25 protein-coding genes are annotated in these 17,185 nt (G+C 69.6%); 4 read left to right on the top strand and 21 right to left on the bottom strand.

Translation table 11 applies throughout. The features are described 5' to 3' along the window. The first annotated feature begins 501 nt into the window (after nt 1-501). Entirely contained in the window at nt 502-1,113 is a 612-nt protein-coding gene (locus SVTN_RS40620; RefSeq protein ID WP_041134937.1) for a hypothetical protein, read from the top strand. A gap of 61 nt (nt 1,114-1,174) precedes the next feature. On the opposite strand, the gene SVTN_RS40615 is transcribed toward SVTN_RS40620, so the two are convergent. The 4 genes from SVTN_RS40615 to SVTN_RS43525 all read right to left on the bottom strand — a co-directional run bounded on the left by SVTN_RS40615 (nt 1,175) and on the right by SVTN_RS43525 (nt 3,975). After that, nucleotides 1,175-1,471: a hypothetical protein gene (locus tag SVTN_RS40615; protein ID WP_041134936.1), complete on the bottom strand. Its 297-nt coding sequence runs from the start codon at nt 1,469-1,471 to the stop codon at nt 1,175-1,177. Between the two features lie 80 nt (nt 1,472-1,551). After that, nucleotides 1,552-2,361: a hypothetical protein gene (locus tag SVTN_RS40610; protein WP_041134935.1), complete on the bottom strand. Its 810-nt coding sequence runs from the start codon at nt 2,359-2,361 to the stop codon at nt 1,552-1,554. A gap of 94 nt (nt 2,362-2,455) precedes the next feature. Then, complete coding sequence (locus SVTN_RS40605; protein ID WP_041134934.1) at nt 2,456-3,508, bottom strand: DUF6292 family protein; 1,053 nt, start codon at nt 3,506-3,508, stop codon at nt 2,456-2,458. Nucleotides 3,509-3,567: 59 nt separating this feature from the next. Next, nucleotides 3,568-3,975, bottom strand: coding sequence for a hypothetical protein (locus SVTN_RS43525; protein ID WP_041134933.1), 408 nt, complete (start codon nt 3,973-3,975; stop codon nt 3,568-3,570). 350 nt (nt 3,976-4,325) lie between these two features. Between SVTN_RS43525 and SVTN_RS40595 the strand changes: the two genes are divergently transcribed. The 3 genes from SVTN_RS40595 to SVTN_RS40585 all read left to right on the top strand — a co-directional run bounded on the left by SVTN_RS40595 (nt 4,326) and on the right by SVTN_RS40585 (nt 7,552). Then, on the top strand, nt 4,326-5,534 hold the full coding sequence (locus SVTN_RS40595) for an IS701 family transposase (RefSeq protein WP_041134932.1): 1,209 nt from the start codon (nt 4,326-4,328) through the stop codon (nt 5,532-5,534). Nucleotides 5,535-5,745: 211 nt separating this feature from the next. Then, nucleotides 5,746-6,780, top strand: coding sequence for an IS630 family transposase (locus SVTN_RS40590; RefSeq protein WP_099055352.1), 1,035 nt, complete (start codon nt 5,746-5,748; stop codon nt 6,778-6,780). Nucleotides 6,781-6,889: 109 nt separating this feature from the next. After that, nucleotides 6,890-7,552 carry a DUF6082 family protein gene (locus tag SVTN_RS40585; RefSeq protein ID WP_159026614.1) on the top strand — a complete coding sequence of 221 codons (663 nt, stop codon included), beginning with the start codon at nt 6,890-6,892 and terminating at the stop codon, nt 7,550-7,552. 37 nt (nt 7,553-7,589) lie between these two features. On the opposite strand, the gene SVTN_RS40580 is transcribed toward SVTN_RS40585, so the two are convergent. The 17 genes from SVTN_RS40580 to SVTN_RS40500 form a co-directional block, all read right to left on the bottom strand. Then, complete coding sequence (locus SVTN_RS40580; RefSeq protein WP_052499857.1) at nt 7,590-7,871, bottom strand: hypothetical protein; 282 nt, start codon at nt 7,869-7,871, stop codon at nt 7,590-7,592. A gap of 27 nt (nt 7,872-7,898) precedes the next feature. After that, nucleotides 7,899-8,774 carry an IS5 family transposase gene (locus tag SVTN_RS40575; RefSeq protein WP_041134930.1) on the bottom strand — a complete coding sequence of 292 codons (876 nt, stop codon included), beginning with the start codon at nt 8,772-8,774 and terminating at the stop codon, nt 7,899-7,901. A 117-nt stretch (nt 8,775-8,891) separates the two neighbouring features. Next, on the bottom strand, nt 8,892-9,263 hold the full coding sequence (locus tag SVTN_RS40570) for a hypothetical protein (RefSeq protein ID WP_041134929.1): 372 nt from the start codon (nt 9,261-9,263) through the stop codon (nt 8,892-8,894). 2 nt (nt 9,264-9,265) lie between these two features. Further along, on the bottom strand, nt 9,266-9,523 hold the full coding sequence (locus tag SVTN_RS40565; protein WP_245728082.1) for a hypothetical protein: 258 nt from the start codon (nt 9,521-9,523) through the stop codon (nt 9,266-9,268). A gap of 379 nt (nt 9,524-9,902) precedes the next feature. Beyond that, nucleotides 9,903-10,433 (bottom strand): hypothetical protein, encoded by a 531-nt coding sequence (locus tag SVTN_RS40560; RefSeq protein ID WP_041134927.1) that lies wholly within the window; start codon nt 10,431-10,433, stop codon nt 9,903-9,905. Nucleotides 10,434-10,686: 253 nt separating this feature from the next. Further along, nucleotides 10,687-10,905 carry a hypothetical protein gene (locus SVTN_RS40555; RefSeq protein ID WP_041134926.1) on the bottom strand — a complete coding sequence of 73 codons (219 nt, stop codon included), beginning with the start codon at nt 10,903-10,905 and terminating at the stop codon, nt 10,687-10,689. 269 nt (nt 10,906-11,174) lie between these two features. Continuing rightward, nucleotides 11,175-11,906: a hypothetical protein gene (locus SVTN_RS40550; RefSeq protein ID WP_041134925.1), complete on the bottom strand. Its 732-nt coding sequence runs from the start codon at nt 11,904-11,906 to the stop codon at nt 11,175-11,177. 19 nt (nt 11,907-11,925) lie between these two features. Beyond that, complete coding sequence (locus SVTN_RS40545; protein ID WP_052499856.1) at nt 11,926-12,597, bottom strand: hypothetical protein; 672 nt, start codon at nt 12,595-12,597, stop codon at nt 11,926-11,928. Between the two features lie 400 nt (nt 12,598-12,997). Next, nucleotides 12,998-13,273: a WhiB family transcriptional regulator gene (locus tag SVTN_RS44595; RefSeq protein WP_041134924.1), complete on the bottom strand. Its 276-nt coding sequence runs from the start codon at nt 13,271-13,273 to the stop codon at nt 12,998-13,000. Then, the gene (locus tag SVTN_RS44590; RefSeq protein WP_041134923.1) at nt 13,270-13,740 is read right to left on the bottom strand and encodes a hypothetical protein; all 471 of its coding nucleotides are present in this window, start codon (nt 13,738-13,740) and stop codon (nt 13,270-13,272) included. The genes SVTN_RS44595 and SVTN_RS44590 overlap by 4 nt, the downstream gene beginning before the upstream one ends. Beyond that, nucleotides 13,737-14,015 carry a hypothetical protein gene (locus SVTN_RS40530; protein ID WP_041134922.1) on the bottom strand — a complete coding sequence of 93 codons (279 nt, stop codon included), beginning with the start codon at nt 14,013-14,015 and terminating at the stop codon, nt 13,737-13,739. The genes SVTN_RS44590 and SVTN_RS40530 overlap by 4 nt, the downstream gene beginning before the upstream one ends. Nucleotides 14,016-14,102: 87 nt before the next feature. Further along, nucleotides 14,103-14,369 carry a hypothetical protein gene (locus SVTN_RS40525; RefSeq protein WP_041134921.1) on the bottom strand — a complete coding sequence of 89 codons (267 nt, stop codon included), beginning with the start codon at nt 14,367-14,369 and terminating at the stop codon, nt 14,103-14,105. A gap of 2 nt (nt 14,370-14,371) precedes the next feature. Next, entirely contained in the window at nt 14,372-14,818 is a 447-nt protein-coding gene (locus SVTN_RS40520) for a hypothetical protein (protein WP_041134920.1), read from the bottom strand. A gap of 277 nt (nt 14,819-15,095) precedes the next feature. Next, complete coding sequence (locus SVTN_RS40515) at nt 15,096-15,347, bottom strand: hypothetical protein (protein WP_041134919.1); 252 nt, start codon at nt 15,345-15,347, stop codon at nt 15,096-15,098. Between the two features lie 218 nt (nt 15,348-15,565). Beyond that, nucleotides 15,566-16,123 carry a hypothetical protein gene (locus tag SVTN_RS41390; protein ID WP_052499854.1) on the bottom strand — a complete coding sequence of 186 codons (558 nt, stop codon included), beginning with the start codon at nt 16,121-16,123 and terminating at the stop codon, nt 15,566-15,568. Between the two features lie 118 nt (nt 16,124-16,241). After that, nucleotides 16,242-16,817 carry a hypothetical protein gene (locus SVTN_RS45045; protein WP_174518354.1) on the bottom strand — a complete coding sequence of 192 codons (576 nt, stop codon included), beginning with the start codon at nt 16,815-16,817 and terminating at the stop codon, nt 16,242-16,244. Continuing rightward, nucleotides 16,814-17,158, bottom strand: coding sequence for a hypothetical protein (locus tag SVTN_RS40500; protein ID WP_041134918.1), 345 nt, complete (start codon nt 17,156-17,158; stop codon nt 16,814-16,816). Before SVTN_RS40500 ends, SVTN_RS45045 begins: the two co-directional genes overlap by 4 nt. Nucleotides 17,159-17,185: the final 27 nt, after the last annotated feature.

Below are 17,185 nucleotides of genomic sequence, written 5' to 3'. Positions count from 1 at the left end.
GCCGGACTTGGGGCAGCGATCGGGGAGCGGACCGAGCCGTTGGGGCCGGTCCGTATTGGTCTGAGCTGAACTGGGCTGGCCCGTAGTGGTGAAGGCCGGCCCGGCCCTGAAAAGAAGCAGGCCTCTTCCTCCGGCTATCGCGGAGGAAGAGGTGTCGTCGTGGCGATCAGGCTTGCCCACCGGGCCTGACCAGGCACGAGACTCAAGATCGAAAAAGGGAGGGTCCCACTCCCGGTCACACCTCCGGTGCAACTCCTAGTGCACCTCTACGTGCAACCCTCCAGCCCCCTTCCGGTGCAACTGTCACGGGGCCCCGTCCACATGAGCTTGCCCACCTCCGCAGCGCACCGGACGGCCGGCGCCTGGCTACCCCTGCCAGTGGTGCCGAAGGTCGTGGCGGCCGGGCTCGCCGGACATCACGTTGTAACAGTCGAGGCAGGACAGCCCGAGCGAGACGATCACCTAGCCCCCGATCACAACGGCCGTCTCGCAGTTCCCGCAGTGCTCGACGTCGGAGTGGGACAGGTTGCCGGCAATGGCACGGAGGTCTTGGCGCTGGGGATGGACGGGAGGTCCGCAGCCCAACTGAACCACAGGCTGCGCGCGGGCGTCCTCCAGCAGATGGAACCGGCCGGAGGCCCACGGATTCGCCGGCCTGAGGGCCGCGGCCCCGGGCGCGGCAACCGCGGCACCCCGATTCCGGTCTCCGACACCTGGGTCCGCGCGGCCGCAGCCGCCGGCGACTTCGACGCCCAGGCCAAGATCGTGCCGTTCCTGGAGCCTCTGCCCGGCGACATCGCCACCGGCTTCGCCCCCGTCCAGGAGGGCGTCGCGGAGCCTGACGTGCCAGTGCGGGTCGGCAACGTGCTCGCCGACCAGTACAAGATGCGCGTGTCCACGAGGCTCCTCAGCAACGTCGACATAGGGTTCGGCGTGCCGCCGCACATCGTCGGCTGGGCGACGATCCTGCACGATCCGCACAGCGTCTGCCTGCCCTGCCGCCCCCGGGCTGCGGCTGGGCAAGCCTGGCCGTTCTTTGGGCAAGCCCTGGGTGTACCGGTCTGGGCAAGCCTGTGGGCGCCGTGGGCAAGCCGGGTTCAGCGAGCTGGGTAACCGATCGGCTCTGAGGCGGAGGCGCGGGCGCGGCCGCCACAGCCCGGTGTCCGCCAGGTCCTCAGCTGGCGTCGAGGGGCTGACGCAGCACGACGTCGACCGCGGGTCCGCGGCTCTCCACGATCTCCAGAAGCTGGAGGAGGCCCGGGCTGTCGGCGTGCCGGCAGCGCAGCAGCTGCGGGTCGGCGTAGAGCCTGTACCGCGCGCGGGCGACCAGCTCGGGGTCCTGCTCGCGCATCTCGATCTCCCGCACGGTGCGACGCAACTGCCCCGTCCACTCCTCGGTGCTGGCGTCGTCCGGGAGCGGTTTCTTGCCTGTGGACGGGCGCCCTGCGGTGAAGCTCAACAGCTTGTCCATGTCGCGTTCTCCTTCTGGCTGGGTGGTACGGGATGACGAGGGGACTCCTGCGGCCTGGTCTGCAGGGATCAGGACGCGGCTCACCGGCTGAGGCGGGTGCGCGGCCCCCACGCAAACTCAAGGTCGTCCAGCAGGACGGTCTCCAGTTCCTTCTCCCACCGGGCGCGCAGACCGAACGGGTGGGTCTCCATCCGCTCCAGGATGACCAGGGTTGCGGGCTGCCCGATCAGGGCGTATCGGCCCTGCGAGGCGGGCATGCTGCCCGGCCCGTACACGCGCAGCAGCTCCTCCAGGCGGGCGCGGCGCTGCTTCACGAACGCCTCCAGGCGCTCGATGTATCCCTCGCGTTCCTTGGCGCGCACCGCGCTCAGGGCGACGTCCAGGAACTCCCCGTCCGGCCAGTGGCGCTCGTCCGGCGCGGCCAGGGCCCACGGGAAGCGTTCCGCCGCCGCCAGGACGTCCTTCGCCTCCAGCGGTGGCGCCGGGGCCTGTTCGTCCGTCGGCGCTTCCTCCGGGGCGGGGGAGACCGGCTGCTGAACGTGGGCGAGCAGCATGGCGCTGGAGGCGGCGCGCCCGTGCCCGGTGGTGGCGGTGGTGTCGGCGATGCGCAGCAGGTAGCTGGCGACTTCGCGGACCCCTTCGTGCCAGCCGTCCTCGAACCGCGGGTCGGAACCGTGCGGGGCGCTGCTCTTGGAGATCCAGGTGTGGGCGCCGGCCACCGCCGCGGCCTCCAGCTTCGACACGATGTCGTCGGCCTGCTCGTGTCCGATCCCGGCGGCGGCCAGGGCCTGGAAGACGGTGAACCGCGCGCTCGTGGCCTCGTGCTGGTGGTGGCTGATGCGGGCCAGCTCCTGGCCGTACGCGTCGGCGTCGTGCTGCTTGGTGATCACGCTGTGCCTTCCTTGGCTGCGTGGGTGTGGTTGACGGTCTGATCCGGATTGCGTACGGGCGTCGGCGCCCGCCTCTCGGTGACCGGAGCGCGGTTCAGGGCGTGGTGTGGGGACGCTTGGTTCCCTTGCGGCCGTCGCGCAGGGCGGCGAGGAGCTCTTCGGGATCGGGCCGGAGACCGGTGCCCAGGTAGCGGATTCCCTCACCCTCGGGCGGGGTGTCGGTGGGCTTGCCGATGGGGTGCCGGCGGCTGGTCGCGGTCCGCCATCCGAAGCGCTCGTCCCACACGAGGGCCGGCGCCGGCTGGTGGGTCTCGAGCGGCACGGCGGCGGCGAGGTGCTCTCCGTCGGGCTGGCGCATCTCCACCTGGGCCTGCTGGGCGATGCCGGCCGCAGCCAGGAAGTCCGCGGTGTGCTGCAGGTACGGCTTGGCGCTGCGGGCGTGCAGTTCCCGCTCGGCGATCGTGATGGCGCCGCGGTGGGTGATGGTGGGGTAGCCCAGCTGGAGGGCGGCGGCCTTCGGGTCCAGACCGGGCTGGGCCTCGACCAGGTCGGCGATGCGCCGGCCGCGCAGGGTGGCCAGACCGGACTGGGCGGTGGGGAACTTGGCGATGCCCAGAGTCTCGGCGACGGTCTCCAGGGTGATGGCGGGGTCGGCGTCCAGGAGCTCGGCGATCCGCGGCAGGATCTGGTCGCGGGGGATCATATCGCCGCTGCCCGCGGGGCGGCCGCCTCCGGCTGCCCTGCCGGGACGCTTGTTCTTGTACGCGAGGACCAGGCGGCGGGGCCAGTGCTCAGTGCCCTTGGGGCCTGCCGGCACGAGGACCATACCGTCGACCAGGTCCGGGTCGTTCTTGTAGCCGTTCCAGGTCACGGGGCTGATGCCGAGCAGCTCGGCGGCCTCGTGGCGGTCCAGGAGGTCCTCGTTGTCGTCGACCTGGGGCAGCTCGGGGATGGGCTGGCCGGCGTAGTAGGCCTTGGTCTGCTCCGCGTCCCAGAGCTGGGCGCGGGAGTTGGGCGAGCTGATCGGTGCCGGGTGGCCTTCCGCGGCGTACGGCTTCTGGTTGCGGACGGTGGTGAGCTTCTTGCCGAGGGTGTCGGCCAGGTCGGCCATGGTCTGGACGTACTCGAGGCGTCCGGCGCGGATCATTTTCTTTTCCTCCATCACAGGGTGGCGGGGCGCTTGCGGCGCCCCGCCGGCGGGGTGTGTCAGGTGGTCGAGGGGTCGGACTGGCAGTTCGGGTTGCACGGCACGCCGGCCTCGGCGCCGCATCCGTCGCAGGAGCGGGCCGCGGCCTCGAGGAGCGGGCGGAGGTGGGCGAAGACGCTGTCCGCGCTGGTGTGCGGGGTGAGTTCGCCGGCGGCGATGACGTACAGGGCGTGCGGAGGGTGGCTGGTGGTGCGCACCCGGATGCCGGTGGTGTCGCCCGGGCCGTAGGCGAGGTCGGGAATGGCGAGGACGCCGGCGGCGGGGATGACGGCGGTGTCGGCCTCGGTCAGGAGCTCGGCGAGCCGGCCGAGTTCGGCCTCGGCGGCCTCCGCGGTGGCCGGCCACACGGGTGTGGGAGCCGCGGCCTGGGACGGGCTGTCGGCAGGGGCGCCGGTGGCGAAGGACATGGAGCCTCCAAGGGGTTGGTGTGTTCGGTGTCGACGGGCTGCCACGACCCATCGACAAAAAAACATTACCAAGCTTACATCACCGACAGCAAGCGGGGTGAGACCGCGACCGCGCGTCGTACGGATACACTCGGAAGCGAGATACGCCTCTCGGGTCTCCCGGAGTGTGTGTTTTCGGTTGGCCGGCGCCCTTGCCACCCGCCTCGGCGGAAGTGGGCGCCGGCCGTTTGCGTTCCTCCCGCTCAAGCCGGTGCCTGGAGGGCTTGCCGCGAGGGAGATCCTCGACCTCGGCTAGTAGTGCTTTGTTAAGTGGTCTTGTCACGGCTTGTGTTCGGCGGTTCGCTGGTCGTATGAGGGCTGGGGAACTTGCTGCGGTCCGGGTCCGGTTGGAGGAGTTCGCCTCTGAGGTGTTCGCCCCGCTGATCCGGCGGGATCAGCGGGCCAAGGGCTTGTTGTATGTGCGGGGGCTGCTGCTGGACGGCCGGCGGAAGTCGATGCAGCCGATGGCCGAACGCCTCGGTGTCGATCACCAGCAGTTGCAGCAGTTCATGACGTCCTCGACCTGGCCCGTTCAAGAGGTACGGGCCACGTTGGCATGGCGGGCCGTGAGGACGGTCCGCCCGCAGGTGTGGGTGGTGGACGACACCGGTTTCCCCAAGGCCGGGACCGCCTCGCCCGGGGTGGCCCGCCAGTACTCGGGCACCCTGGGCAAGGTCGGCAACTGCCAGATCGGCGTCAGCGTCCATGCCGCGTCCGACACCGCCTCGTGTCCGCTGTCCTGGCGGCTGTTCCTGCCCGCGAGCTGGGACGGCCCGGACGCCGACAACTGCAGGAAGCTCTGCCGCATCCCCGCCACCGAACACCACCGCCCGAAGTGGCGGCTCGCCCTGGACATGCTCGACGAACTGGCCGGGACGGGTCTGCGGCCCGCCGTGCTGGTCGCGGACACCGGCTACGGCGCGAACGCCGACTTCCGGCACGGTCTGGAGGACCGCGGCCTGGCATACGTACTGCAGGCCAGAGGGGAGATGACCGCCTACGGCGAGGACGCCGAACCGCACCAGCCCGACTATGGCGGACTCGGTCCCCGCCCGTTGCCGCGTTACCGCATCCGCCCGGTGTCCTTACGCGACCACATGATGGCCGTCGGCCGCGGTGCGGGCCGGACACTGGTCTGGCGCAAGGGCTCCAAAGCCGCGATGAGTTCGCACTTCGTGTTCCTGCGTGTCCGCCTCGCGGGCCGACGGCCCAAACCCGCCGACGACGGCACGATCCCTCTCGTCTGGCTGATCGCGCAGTGGCCTGAGGGCGAGTCGGAGCCGGTGAAGTACTGGGTCTCCAACCTGCCTGCCACCATCCCCGCCAAGGACCTGGTCCGGCTCGCGAAGTCCCGCTGGCGGATCGAGCACGACTACCGCGAGCTGAAGACCGGCCTGGGCCTGGACCACTTCGAGGGCCGCTCATTCACCGGCTGGCACCGGCACGTCACCCTCGTCACCGCCGCCCACCTGTTCCTCACCGAGCAGCGGAACTCCCCAAAAGCCCCTGCCAGGGCCTGACCCTCTACCAGGCCCTGGACCTCCTCCAACACCTACTCGCCACCTGGACCGGCACCTGCCCCACCTGCCGACAACCCGTCCCATGGCAGCCCTACGACACCACCTAACAAAGCACTACTAGTGTCCTGAGTCGGAGATTTGTCGTTGGTCTGGTGTGAGTCGTCCTGGACCGAAGATCCCGCCGGTGGTGTTGTCCGATGCCGAGCGGGCGATGTTGCAGTCGTGGGTGCGCCGTCGTTCGAGTGCCCAGTCGCTGGCCTTGCGGTCGCGGATCGTCCTGGAGAGCGCGGACGGACACGCGATCGCCGAGGTCGCCCGGCGGCTGGGCATCACCACGGACACCGTCCGGGCCTGGCGGCGACGCTTCCTGGAACGCCGGCTCGACGGCCTGTGCGACGAACCACGCCCCGGTGTCCCCCGGAAGATCACCGACACCGACGTCGAACGCGTCATCGTCAAGACGCTCGAGGAGACACCGAAAGACGCCACGCACTGGTCGACCCGGTCGATGGCCGCGGCGACCGGAATGTCGCAGTCGGCGATCTCCCGGATCTGGCGGGCCTTCGCCCTCCAGCCCCACCGGGCCGAGACGTTCAAGCTCTCCAAAGACCCGCTGTTCATCGACAAGGTCCGTGACGTGGTCGGGCTGTATCTCGACCCGCCGGAGCGGGCCCTGGTGCTGTGTGTGGACGAGAAGTCCCAGATCCAGGCCCTGGACCGGTCCCAGCCGGTCCTGCCGATGATGCCCGGGGTGCCCGAACGCCGCAGCCACGACTACGTGCGCGCGGGCACCACCACCCTGTTCGCCGCACTCGACACCGCGACCGGCAAGGTCATCGGCTCGCTCCACCGCCGCCACCGCACGGTGGAGTTCAAGAAGTTCCTGGTCAAGCTCGACAAGGAAGTCCCCGCGGACCTCGAGGTCCATTTGATCCTGGACAACTACGTCACCCACAAGGTCCCGGCCGTGAAGACCTGGCTGCTGGCGCATCCACGCTTCCACCTGCACTTCACCCCGACCGGCTCCTCCTGGCTGAACCTGGTCGAGCGGTGGTTCGCCGAACTCACCACGAAGAAGCTCCGCCGGGGCGTCCACCGCTCCGTCCAGGCCCTCGAACGCGACATCCGGGCCTGGCTCGCCGACTGGAACGAACACCCCCGGCCCTTCGTCTGGACGAAGACCGCCGACGACATCCTCGACAAAGTCGCCGCTTACTGCCGACGAATCTCCGACTCAGGACACTAGGGCCTGTCCGGCTGATCATGTGGGGGCCGGATTGAGTGCCTCTTGCCGGGCGTCAACGCCGGCTTCATTCTGGTCAGCGAACCGGCAGTCAGTGTTTCGGGAGGAACGTGTGACAACTGGTAACGGCACGGCGCAGCGCACGACATGGGTACGGATGGCCTTGGTGTACGGCCTGCTCGGGCTCGGACTGTTGGGGCTGATCGTTTCCACCCCGTTCGTACTGGCCGCTGTGGCTCCGGCGAGCACGGACTGGGGGAAGCTCAGTGACATCAGCCAGACGTACGGGGCTGTGTCCGTCGTACTCTCGGCTATCGCTCTGGCCGGTGTGGCTCTCTCGCTGCTCTACCAGGTCCGGCAGGCGCGCACGAGCAACGAGCAGGCCATCAGGGACAGTCATCTCCAGCTTGCGACGCTCGCGCTGAGCGACCCGAGTCTGCTCCAGGCGTGGTCACCGCCCGTTGCACCGGTGACCTTGAAGCGGCATCGGCAGCATCTGATCACGTCTCTCGTTCTCGGAGAGCTGTTGCAGCGCTTCCGCATCGGCCATCTGTCCGTCGAGAAGCTCGCGGTGAAACTCGACGGGCATTTCCGCGGGGAGATCGCGCGGGAGCAGTGGGAACGTGAAGGGCCGGGGTGGCGTCGCACCATGGGGGCGGGTGATCGCCGTGACCGTGTGTTCGTTCGCCTGGTGGATGAGAGCTACCGGGCTGCTGTGGCGGCGGGGCCGGCGTCCGCTCTTCTGGAGTTTCAAGATCGGCCGGACAGGCCCTAGGGCCTGTTACGAAAGTGACTGAAGATGCAGGGTTCGTTCAAAGACTGCGGATGGCCTCGACCAGGTCGGATCCATAGGAGGCCCAGCAGATCACCGAGCCGTCATCGTCAAGCTGCCCCATGAACCACTCACCGTCGTCCCGCACGAGGCACAACTCGTGGAACGCAAGAATCACATCGGGCCGGAGCGGCTCGTAGTCGCCCTGACCGGCCGCTTCGACGACTACGAGCCGATCGAGGGAGAGCGGGACGGCGCTTGAGTCTCCGGAAAGAGCGCGCACGCGCTCGATCGTCCATCCGGCCGGGAGTCCTGAGTTCACCGACGCATGGTCCCAGTAGGGCGCCTCTCACAGCCACTCGTTAAGGGCCGCGACCAGCACGGTCGCCTCGTACCGGACGGCGAGCTTGTCGTACCGGGTGGCGACAGCGCGATGTCTCTTGAGGCGGTTGATCCCGCACTCGACCGCATGGCGCTGGCGGTAGTCGACCGGGTCGAAATGTGGCGGCCGGCCGCCGCGGGAGCCGAGCTTCTGCCGGTTACGCGCCTGGTCAGCCTTGTCCGGGATGGTGCAGCGGATCCCGCGGCGACGCAGGTAGGCGCGATTCTTCCGGGAGGCGTACGCCTTGCCGGCCCGCACCCGATTGGGGCGGACGCGTGGCCGGCCCGGCCCGATGCGGGGCACTCGGACCTTCTCCAGCACGGGTTCGAACTGCGGCGAGTCGCCGCGCTGCCCGGCCGTGACCACGATCGACATGGGCTTCTGCCCCTGCTCGACGGCCAGGTGCAGCTTGGTGGTGAACCCGCCGCGCGAGCGCCCCAGCCCGTGATCACCAGGCTCGGCGAACACGCCACCCGGCGGCTCCTTCTGCAGGTCGCCCTGCTTGCGGGCCCCGGCCGCATGCTGATGAGCGCGGCACACGGTGGAGTCGACGCTCAGGTCCCACGTAATCGCACCTTCCGCGTCGGCCAGGGACTGGAGCCGGGTGAGGATCCGGTGCCAGGTGCCGCTGCGCTGCCATCGGCGGAACAGGTCGTAGACCCGGCTCCACGGTCCGTACTCGACGGGCACGTCCCGCCACGGCACACCGGTCCGAACCCGGAACCGTATGCCGTCGATCAGCCGCCGCCGAGGCCAGACCGGCGGCCGCCCCGTCCTCGTGCCCCTCGGCAGCAACGGCTCCAGCACCGCCCACTGCTCGTCCGTGAGATCTCCCCGACCCATGACCCGTGATCATTCACAGCTCAAGATCCACTTTCGACACACGGCCTAGCCGCGGAGATTCCGCGGGAGGCACGAGTCGCCCTCCAGCCCGACATGGATGGCCGGGGTGGCATCGGGTCAGGTCGGCCAGGAGCGGAGCTGCCTGGTGATGCGTTCCGCCGTGCAGCGGGGATCGTAAAGATCAGCCGCCAGGGCGGCGAGATGTTCGCGGGTGGGGTTGGCGGGAATGCCGCTTGCGTTGAGGTACATCACGGCGACGGCGCAGGCGACAGTGAGGTTGGAGCGTTCCAGCCAGCGGCAGCGGCCAAGGGTATGGGCGAGGGCTGCCGCTCTGGCGTAGGGGCTGCCGTACACGGACTGCTCGAGGAGTTCCGCGCGGTGCCGGGCAACGGCAGCGAGAGGCACGCCGAGGTCGTCGACCGCCGGATCATGGAGACCGGTGCGCTCGGCGACTTCCAGGATCCAGGAAAGGTCGACGTGGAGAGACATGCTCACGCAGCGGCATCCCGGTTCCGGGGAGCCGGAGCGTGTTGCGTGTCGAGCTCTGCTTCCAGCTCGTCGAGGAAGCTGCCGTGGGAGTCGATCAGCCGCTGGGCCGCGGCCATGCCGGCCGCACGGGCGCCGGTGGTGTCCTCGGCGATGAGCCGCTCGACGTATCTGTTGAAGTCGAGGCCTCTGGCGGCAGCCGCCTCCTTGCCCGCTTCAAGGACGTCGGGGGTCAGCCGAAGCTGCGTCTGCTTTCTGCTCACACACTCAAGGTAGCAGGGTGGTAGCAGATGGGCGAGGGCTGCGACAGGCAGCCCTCACCGACCGGACACGATGTCGCCCGAGTGTGACGAGGTGCGATAGGTATCACCTGAGCGCGATGGCTGTCACCGAGGCCCATCCGGGCACAACGATCCAGGCAGTGGAACTGTCCTGTCGCACTGAAGCCGTCGGATTCTCACTGCTTCTCGTTCGCGCTGTCGGATTCTCACTGTGCCGCGCGCTGAGCATGCTGTTTGCCCAGTCCGCGGGGTTTGATCTTATTTCTCTGGTCCGGTTCTCGCTGTACCTGTCACGGTCGTTTTCGGCAGGTACGTGGAGCCGGGGGCGAGCCGTCCTCGCGCAGCCGAGGCGCCCGACTGATCAACCTTTGGGCTTTCGGTGGGCTCGATGCCATGCCGCCTCGAAGTCATCACGGCCGATCTCCATGGCCACATACTGCGGATCGTGAAGATCGAACGGCGCGTTGAACGGCCAGTCCTCGACGCTCGTCTTGACTGCACCGCCGCCGGGACCGATCTCAACCTGCCGCAACCGCCGTCCGTCCGGCCCGAGCTCCATCAAGAAGACCGCTCCGTCCTCGAACTCCGGCCAGCGCAGGTAGACACGGTCCCGTCCCACCAAGGCGGCGAATCCCGGCTGTCCACGCTGGGCATCCCTCTGCGCGCGGAAGCCGGACAGCGGATTCGGATCAGGATCGTCCAGGTGGACCTCCTCTAGGTCCCACGTCTCGGCACGTCTCACAGCGTCCGGGTTCGTGATCACCTCAATTTCGGCGCAGGCACTGACGATCTCCTCGGCAGAGTCCGCCCACACCCACCACTGCAGCCATCCCATGCCATAGTCATGAAGGACCAGATAGCGCGTCTTCCCGACCTCACCCAGTTGGCTCACAGTCCGTGATCGTACGTTGATCCACGACCAAGCCAGAGGGCCTTCCTGGCAGTGCTGTGAGGGCTCGGCTCGCCTCCCCCGGATTCCGCAGAAGCCAGCTGCCCTGAGAATCCCGAGCCGAGCGTTCTCACTCGACATGGCAATCCCCATAGCTCGTCGCAAGATCCACAGACAAGCTCGATGCGACAGGACAGGAACGGCGATCAGGCGGTCCGGGCCGGAGGTCAGACCACCCGATCGCCGCGGAGCTGGGTCAGTGTGGGGTGGCAGTGCTGTGCTCGTTGGCGTTGTCCTGCTTCGCGTAGTTGGCCAGATCGCTGTTGAGCATGGCGCCGAGCGCGTTGACGTTGTTCGCCGCGCTGGCGGCGTCCCCGAGGCCGCCGAGGACATCTGCGTGGGCCGGACCAGCCATGAGCAGGGGCAGGCCGGCGGCAAGCATGGTGGCGCCGAGGAGAGCGCGTGTCGTCTTCATGTCGTGATCAACGCGCCTCGCGCAGGACGGGACACGCCTTCACGCTGGTGACAAGTGCCCTGGCGAAACGGTGACAACAACTGTGCTCACGGAAACGGAGAAGACCAGGTCACGCCACGTCGGCGGTGACAAACATCGCGCTCCGGCACACCGAGCAAGGTCTGCAGAGCCTGGGCCACCGCAAAAATCGGCGGTCTCGTACGATCAACGCGGCGCCCGGAGTCACTTTCCCTGACTCCGGGCGCCGCCTTCGGCATGGACCATCAGGGTCAGGAGCGGGCGCGCAGGTGCCGGATCCGGGCGCACGGGCCGGTGGTGGCGCAGCGCGATTCCCAGGTGACCGTGGGGTTACTGACGCCGTACTTCTCGTTGGCGACCTGCTGCACGACTTCGGCGATGCGCGGGTCGACGGGCCGGCACCGGTCGGCGTGGCTGCGGATGTGCACGCGGGCGTTGCGGGCGCTCCAGCGGCGGTCCTGGGGTCCGCGGTTGGGCATGCTGGCCTCGTGGTCGATCTTCGGGTCGGGGTGGCAGCGGTCGCAGTGGAAGCCGACCATCGGGACCTTCTCGCCGTCGCGGTTGTCGTAGAGGTACTCGTAGACGGTGACCTTGCCGCCGAGGGGGTGGTCGAACTCGGTGACGATGCCCTCGCCACCAGGGTTCCACGCGTTGTTCGGGATGTAGTCGTCCCAGCCCTTGCCGTGCGGCCAGAACGCGTACATGACGCCCTGGGCGGGGTCGAGGACGGCGGTGCCGTCGGTGTTGGCGGTGCGGTACTCCTGGAGCTGCCGGACGGATCCGATGTAGAGGACGTGGTGCTCCTCGGACTCCAGGAAGGCCAGTCCGTACCCGTCGGAGCGACGGTGTTCCGGCTGGATGTACTCCTCCATCACCGTGAACTGCGGGTTGTCGGGGGTGAGGAAGCCAGTGAAGGGGATGCGGTAGCGGTCGGCGCCGGTCACGTAGGTGGGGTTCGTGTCGCTGACGGTGTGCCTGGTCATCTCGGGGTCCTGTCTGTGGTCAGTGCGAGGACGTGGGGGCGGCGTTGAGGGTCTGGGCGGCGAGCACGATGCGCCGATCGTGCAGGGTGGTGAGCTCCTCGGCCAGGCACCGGGACTCCGCGTCGGCGTCCACGGCCAGGCGCTCGACGGGCGGGTGGCCGGCGGCGAGGATCCGCTGCTCGTAGAACTCCTCGGCGCGCCGAACGGGGAACCAGCTGGTGGAAGCCTCGCGGGCGGCGGTGGCCCAGGTGGTGATGGCGGTGTAGGCGGCGTCGACCGCGACGACGTAGGCGTGGTGGGCGGCGTGCCAGGCGGTGGCCGTGGTCAGGGCTTCCCAGCGGACCTCGACGAGGTGGAGGGCGCGGTCGCGGTCGCGGCGGGCTGCCAGTTCGGCGGCGAGCAGCGGGCGCAAGTTGTTGTAGAAGCGGAGGACGAGCTGAAGTTCGAGCAGCTCGGACACGGCGAGGCCGATGCCGTCGCCGTCGGGGTGCTCGGCAAGGTAGCGGCGCTCGGCCTCGTGAATGGCGCGGGCGTCGGTCTCGTCGTTCAGGCCGGTGATGCCGTCGATGGCGAGGGGAGTCATGGTCATGGGGTCCTCCTTGGAGCGGTCGTCGGGGTCGATGCCCTGGGACCGTAGGTCGGCGTAGATGGTGGGTCGGGAGGTGCGGGCGGCCTCGGCAAGCGCGGACACGCGGGTCTCCCCAGCGAGCCATGCCGCCGCGACCAGGCGCGGGCGGAGTCCGGGGGTCGACAGCTGGTTGAGTGCTGCCGACCATTCGCGCAGTGCTGCTATGGGTTCCTGATTCGCCGTCACATCACGAACCTGGCGTAAAGAGCTTTACATGGAAGGGGCTTTACGGTTCGTCGGCTGATTCTGGATGAGCGACGGCCAAATCAACGCGGCCATGTCTGCCGGGCGGGTTCGGTACCGGGACACCCGATGCCGGTGATGCGGGCCATCGGTACTCCCTTCGGACAAGCAGGCGGACCGCCGGCCGCAGCCGGATGCGCCTGATTGCGCAGGCGCCGTCGGGGCCGTCCGCCCGGTACGAGAGCAGGCCCGGGCGGACGGGTGAGCGGCGTGCTGGCCGCTATGCCGTGGCAGCGGTGCTGCGCTCGGCGCGCAGTCGGCGGCGGTCGCTGCAGGTGGTGCCTGCCCAGATGGCGGATCCGGCGTGGGTCGGGTGGTCGAGCGCCCAGGCCAGACACTGCGTGCGGGTGGTTTCGGGGCATTCAAGGAGGCAGGCCAGCTGGCCTTCCTCACGCTGCTTGGGGGCGCCGGTCCAAGCCTTGGGGTCAGCGCCGGGCGCCTGGCACGGTTCGCTGCCGGTCAGCCGCGGCCACGGGGCGAGGTCGGTGGTGGTCACTCCCCCACCCCCGTGGTGCGAGCGGCCGGGACGGCGACGGTGGGCAGCAGGTGCTCGAAGGGGTCCCACGCCGTGAGGTCGTACAGGTTCAGCAGCTCGACATCGATCACGGCGCCCTCGTCCTCGTTTCCGAGTTCCTCGTGCCGGGGCCGCAGACCGGAACGGGAGTGGGCAGCGGGGTCCTCGTCGATGTCGAGGTCGGCCACCACGACGGTGTCGCCGACGCGTTCGAGGACGTGCAGGCGCCGGATCGGGGCGTCGTCCCCGTCGGTGTCGGGGCGACGGGTCCAGGTCTGGCGGGTGGCGGCGATGGCCCACGTCTCGCCGGCGTCGGCGGCTTCGGTGACGGTGGCGCAGGCCTGCGTGTACTCGGCGCCCTGGCCGACGAGCTCGTTGACGCGGGCCACGATGTGGCCGCTGAGGGCCTGGGCGCCGATCAGCCAGGTCAGGGAGATCAGGCCGGTCACGACGCCGCTCCCTTCGGGACGAGGGCGGCGGAGGTCGTGGCGGCGAAGAGACGCTGGAGCGCGGAGCCGTAGCGGTGGGAGGAGAAGGTGGCGGGCAGGCCGCAGTGCCAGCAGTCGGCCTCGGCGCCCGCCCAGGCGGCGTCGCAGCGGTTGCAGACGAACTCGCGGTCGGCGAGCAGCGGGTTGGCCTTGGCCAGGGACTTCAGGAATCTGGCGGCGGTGCCGTGTGCGCGGGTGGTGGGCGGGGTGTGCTGCTTGCGGCGGGTGGCGTGCATGATGGTGGCCTCTCTCTCGTGTTTGCGGGTGAGGGGCCCGGGGCGGTCGGCGGTTTCTCAGGCCTTGGCGGCCGCCCCGGGGCGGATCTATCGGCAGATGTCCTTGTGCGTGGCCTGGTCCCAGAGCAGGACCCATCCGGCACGCAGTCCGCGAGCGGACCAGTCCGTGCAGCTGGCGGCAGTGGGGATGTCCTGGTTGGCCATGGTGTGCAGAAGGGCGGTCTCCCAGACACGCTGTGCGGCCTGGCGGGCTTCGCGGCCGTTCTCGGCGAGGCCGGTGAAGACGTGCACGCCGCGCTCGCCGGTGCCGGCACGCTCTATCGGGACGTCGACCTCCCACATGAACTGGGGCATCGTCATCCCTCGGCGTCCGGGGTGTACAGGACGCTGATGGCCTGCGGGTGGACGAGCATCCCCGTGCTGTCCTCGTCGTCCGGGCCGGGGCCGAAGAGCACGAGCTCCTCGGAGGCGTCCTCGTCGCCGGACTGCGGCACCCAGAAGGTGGACGCGCCTTCGGGGATGGGACGGTGCTGCTCCAGGGAGTCCTCGCAGCAGGCGCGGGCGGCTTCGCGGGTGGTGTAGGTGCCGTACGGGATGGCGTTGAAACCGGCGCGGTAGACGGTCAGTTCCGCCGGCGTCCCGTCGGTGAGCTGGGTGATGCCGGGCAAGGCGGCCTCGGCCACGGCCAGGCGCTGTCGGAGGGCGCGGACTTCGGCCTGGAGGGTGGCGGCGTCCGGGATGCCGCCGGGGCAGTGGTGCTCGGCGGCGCGGGGCGGCAAGGACGGGGGGATGGTGTGGCGCATCACGGTTTCCGTTCTGGTGGGTGTGACCGGGCTGTCCGGTCCCCCGCGCCGCCCGGTTCGTCGGGAGTTCGAGCCGGGTGGCACGGCCGGGAGGGCAGCGTCGTGAACGGGGGTGGTGCGGGCCGTTGTGGCGACGGCGGTGGGATGGGCGCGCACGTTGGTGGCGACGGCGCGGGGCGCGGCTCAGGCGGAGGAGGGGGCCTGGGCGGTGGGCGCGGGGCCCGGGCGGCCGGCTGATGTGTGGGGTGTCGGCCGGCCCGGGCAGTGGTGCGGGGTGTTACGGGGCGTACTTCTTGGTGCGCTTGAGGATGTGGTCGCGGGTGACTCCGAGGACTTCGGTGGCGTCCTTTTGGGCTCCGTGGTAGGCCCCGTCGAGGGCCGCGTGGACGGTGCGCCAGTACTCGGACTCGACGGCTTCCTTCTGCTTCTCGAGGTTTTCGAGCGCCTTGTCTCTGGCTTCCTTCGCGGTGGCGAGGGTTTTTCTGAGGTCCTCTCGTGCCTGGTCTGCTTCTTCGGATCGGGGGGTCACTTTGTGCTCCTTGCGCGGTGGGGGACGATGTCGCTGGCCCTCGGCTTCGCTTGGAGCGGACGGGAGGCCCGGGGCGGCTGGCGGAGTTTGGCGACCTGGCGGCCGTCCCGGGTACTGCACACCCATGATGCATTATCGAGAAATGCATTTCAAGAGAATGCGTAAAATAAGTGGCCTCCGCCTGCGGGGCAGGGGCCCCTCCATTCCCCCTGGCCTGCTCAGAAGGGCGGCTCATAGCTGTCGTGGGTCTGGTCGGCGTTGCTGTCGGAGCGGATCCGCAGCCGGTGGTTGCAGTCGACGGGAGCTCCGGGTGCGGTGTCGAGCTCGTCGAGCATGGCGATGAGCGCGTCCTCGTCGGGGATCTCCACGTGGAAGTAGGTTCCGCAGGCGCAGGGGGCGATCAGGGTCAGGATGTGCCGGTGCTCGCCGAGCTGATCGGTGCGCTGGGTGTAGTGCAGCCACCAGCTGCGGATACCGTCGGCGGACCCCAGGCGGGTCACCGCGCAGGCCGCGTAGGAGTAGCAGTAGCGGTGGTGGTCCGCCGGCGGGTAGCCGGTCCAGCTCCGTGGGGCGATCGCGGCGTCCAGGGTGCTGGGGAAGGAGCCGACCACGACGGCGTCCGCAGTGAGGACCGCCTTGAAGGCGTCGGCGCTGCCGGTATCGCGTCGTCGGGAGCAGGGATCGAAGTCGGCAACGGCCTGATGGAGAGTGGCGATCGGCGTCGGCGCCGTGTCGGGGGCACGGTCGTGCCGGGCGTCCGCGGTGTGGATGGTCATGCGGGTTCTGACTCCAGTCAAAATACGGGCCGGGGACTCTGCCCGGCCGGCGCGCCGCCTCAGCCTCGGGACGGGCCGGGCGGCACGGGGGCGGTCGTTCCGGGTCGGACGGGCGCGTTTACCGTCCGCCGCCGCCGGGCTGGTCCAGGAGAGCCAGCACCTCGGCTACCAGATCAGGCGCGCTGTGGAGGAGGCGGAACAGGTGGATGACGACGTCTCGGTCGGCCGGGGCGAAAAGGTCGACGGCGGCGTGCGCGTCTTGGTGAAGGCCGACGCTGTGGAGGTAGGCGTCCTCGGTGGCTGCCGCGCGGACCGCGAAGCAGCGGCCGCAGCGGAAGGCCGCCTGATCCCACCCGGAGGAGCTGTCTGGTCTGCTCGGGGATTCCCTGTCGGCGACCGCGTCGGCAGGGGCTGATACGCGGTCCATGAGCCGGGTGAGGGCGCTGAGGAGCCATTCGATGTCCGCGGGGGCCCGGGCGATGAACTCGGCTGCGGGTACGCGGGCTTCTCCGCTTGTGCCGAGTACGGCGATGGGGCGGCCGGCATCGTCATCGACGATTCCGGCGTCGTGGTCCCGCTGACGCCAAACGGCGTCGGGCAGAGCGCTGCGTCGGGCGGTGATCTCGGCAATGCGCTGGTTCCAGCCTGCGGGTACGGACGGCCGCGTCGGGTGCGGGGAAGAGTGGCAGGTCACGGTCGTTCTCCCTGCGGGTGGAGGGTGGAGGTCGCCTGGTGCAGGAGCATTCCGGGGGAGCTGGCGGCGAAGACGGCAGCTTCTTCGAGCGCGCAGGCTGCGGCTTCGGCGTCGTCGCGGCCGAGCACGGCAGCCTGGGAGGCAACGGTGAGCAGCTGCTGGAGCGAGCCGAGGAGGCCGCCCTTGGGGTCGGCCTCCTCGAAGAGCTCACGCAACACCCTGGCGCGGAACACCGGGTCGGGCAGGCCGGCGGGTTCGTCCTCGGTCTGCTGGAGGGCGAGCTGGGCGATTCCGGCGGAGACCCGGACGCGCTCCAGTCGGGTAAGGGCGGTGGCGTTCATCGGCGGCCGCCGTTACGGGTGGCGAGC

The organism is Streptomyces vietnamensis (assembly GCF_000830005.1).
GTDB lineage: Bacteria > Actinomycetota > Actinomycetes > Streptomycetales > Streptomycetaceae > Streptomyces > Streptomyces vietnamensis.
The sequence above is the reverse complement of the archived record's forward strand: the minus strand, read 5'-3'. Positions and strand labels throughout refer to the sequence as shown.

Coding starts and splice junctions, on each gene's coding strand:
- SVTN_RS40615 (WP_041134936.1), bottom strand. CDS start 1,471: ATGGACAAGCTGTTGAGCTTCACCGCAGGGCGCCCGTCCACAGGCAAG.
- SVTN_RS40605 (WP_041134934.1), bottom strand. CDS start 3,508: ATGATCCGCGCCGGACGCCTCGAGTACGTCCAGACCATGGCCGACCTG.
- SVTN_RS43525 (WP_041134933.1), bottom strand. CDS start 3,975: ATGTCCTTCGCCACCGGCGCCCCTGCCGACAGCCCGTCCCAGGCCGCG.
- SVTN_RS40595 (WP_041134932.1), top strand. CDS start 4,326: ATGAGGGCTGGGGAACTTGCTGCGGTCCGGGTCCGGTTGGAGGAGTTC.
- SVTN_RS40590 (WP_099055352.1), top strand. CDS start 5,746: ATGTTGCAGTCGTGGGTGCGCCGTCGTTCGAGTGCCCAGTCGCTGGCC.
- SVTN_RS40575 (WP_041134930.1), bottom strand. CDS start 8,774: ATGGGTCGGGGAGATCTCACGGACGAGCAGTGGGCGGTGCTGGAGCCG.
- SVTN_RS40570 (WP_041134929.1), bottom strand. CDS start 9,263: ATGTCTCTCCACGTCGACCTTTCCTGGATCCTGGAAGTCGCCGAGCGC.
- SVTN_RS40555 (WP_041134926.1), bottom strand. CDS start 10,905: ATGAAGACGACACGCGCTCTCCTCGGCGCCACCATGCTTGCCGCCGGC.
- SVTN_RS40550 (WP_041134925.1), bottom strand. CDS start 11,906: ATGACCAGGCACACCGTCAGCGACACGAACCCCACCTACGTGACCGGC.
- SVTN_RS40530 (WP_041134922.1), bottom strand. CDS start 14,015: ATGCACGCCACCCGCCGCAAGCAGCACACCCCGCCCACCACCCGCGCA.
- SVTN_RS40525 (WP_041134921.1), bottom strand. CDS start 14,369: ATGCCCCAGTTCATGTGGGAGGTCGACGTCCCGATAGAGCGTGCCGGC.
- SVTN_RS40520 (WP_041134920.1), bottom strand. CDS start 14,818: ATGCGCCACACCATCCCCCCGTCCTTGCCGCCCCGCGCCGCCGAGCAC.
- SVTN_RS41390 (WP_052499854.1), bottom strand. CDS start 16,123: ATGACCATCCACACCGCGGACGCCCGGCACGACCGTGCCCCCGACACG.
- SVTN_RS40500 (WP_041134918.1), bottom strand. CDS start 17,158: ATGAACGCCACCGCCCTTACCCGACTGGAGCGCGTCCGGGTCTCCGCC.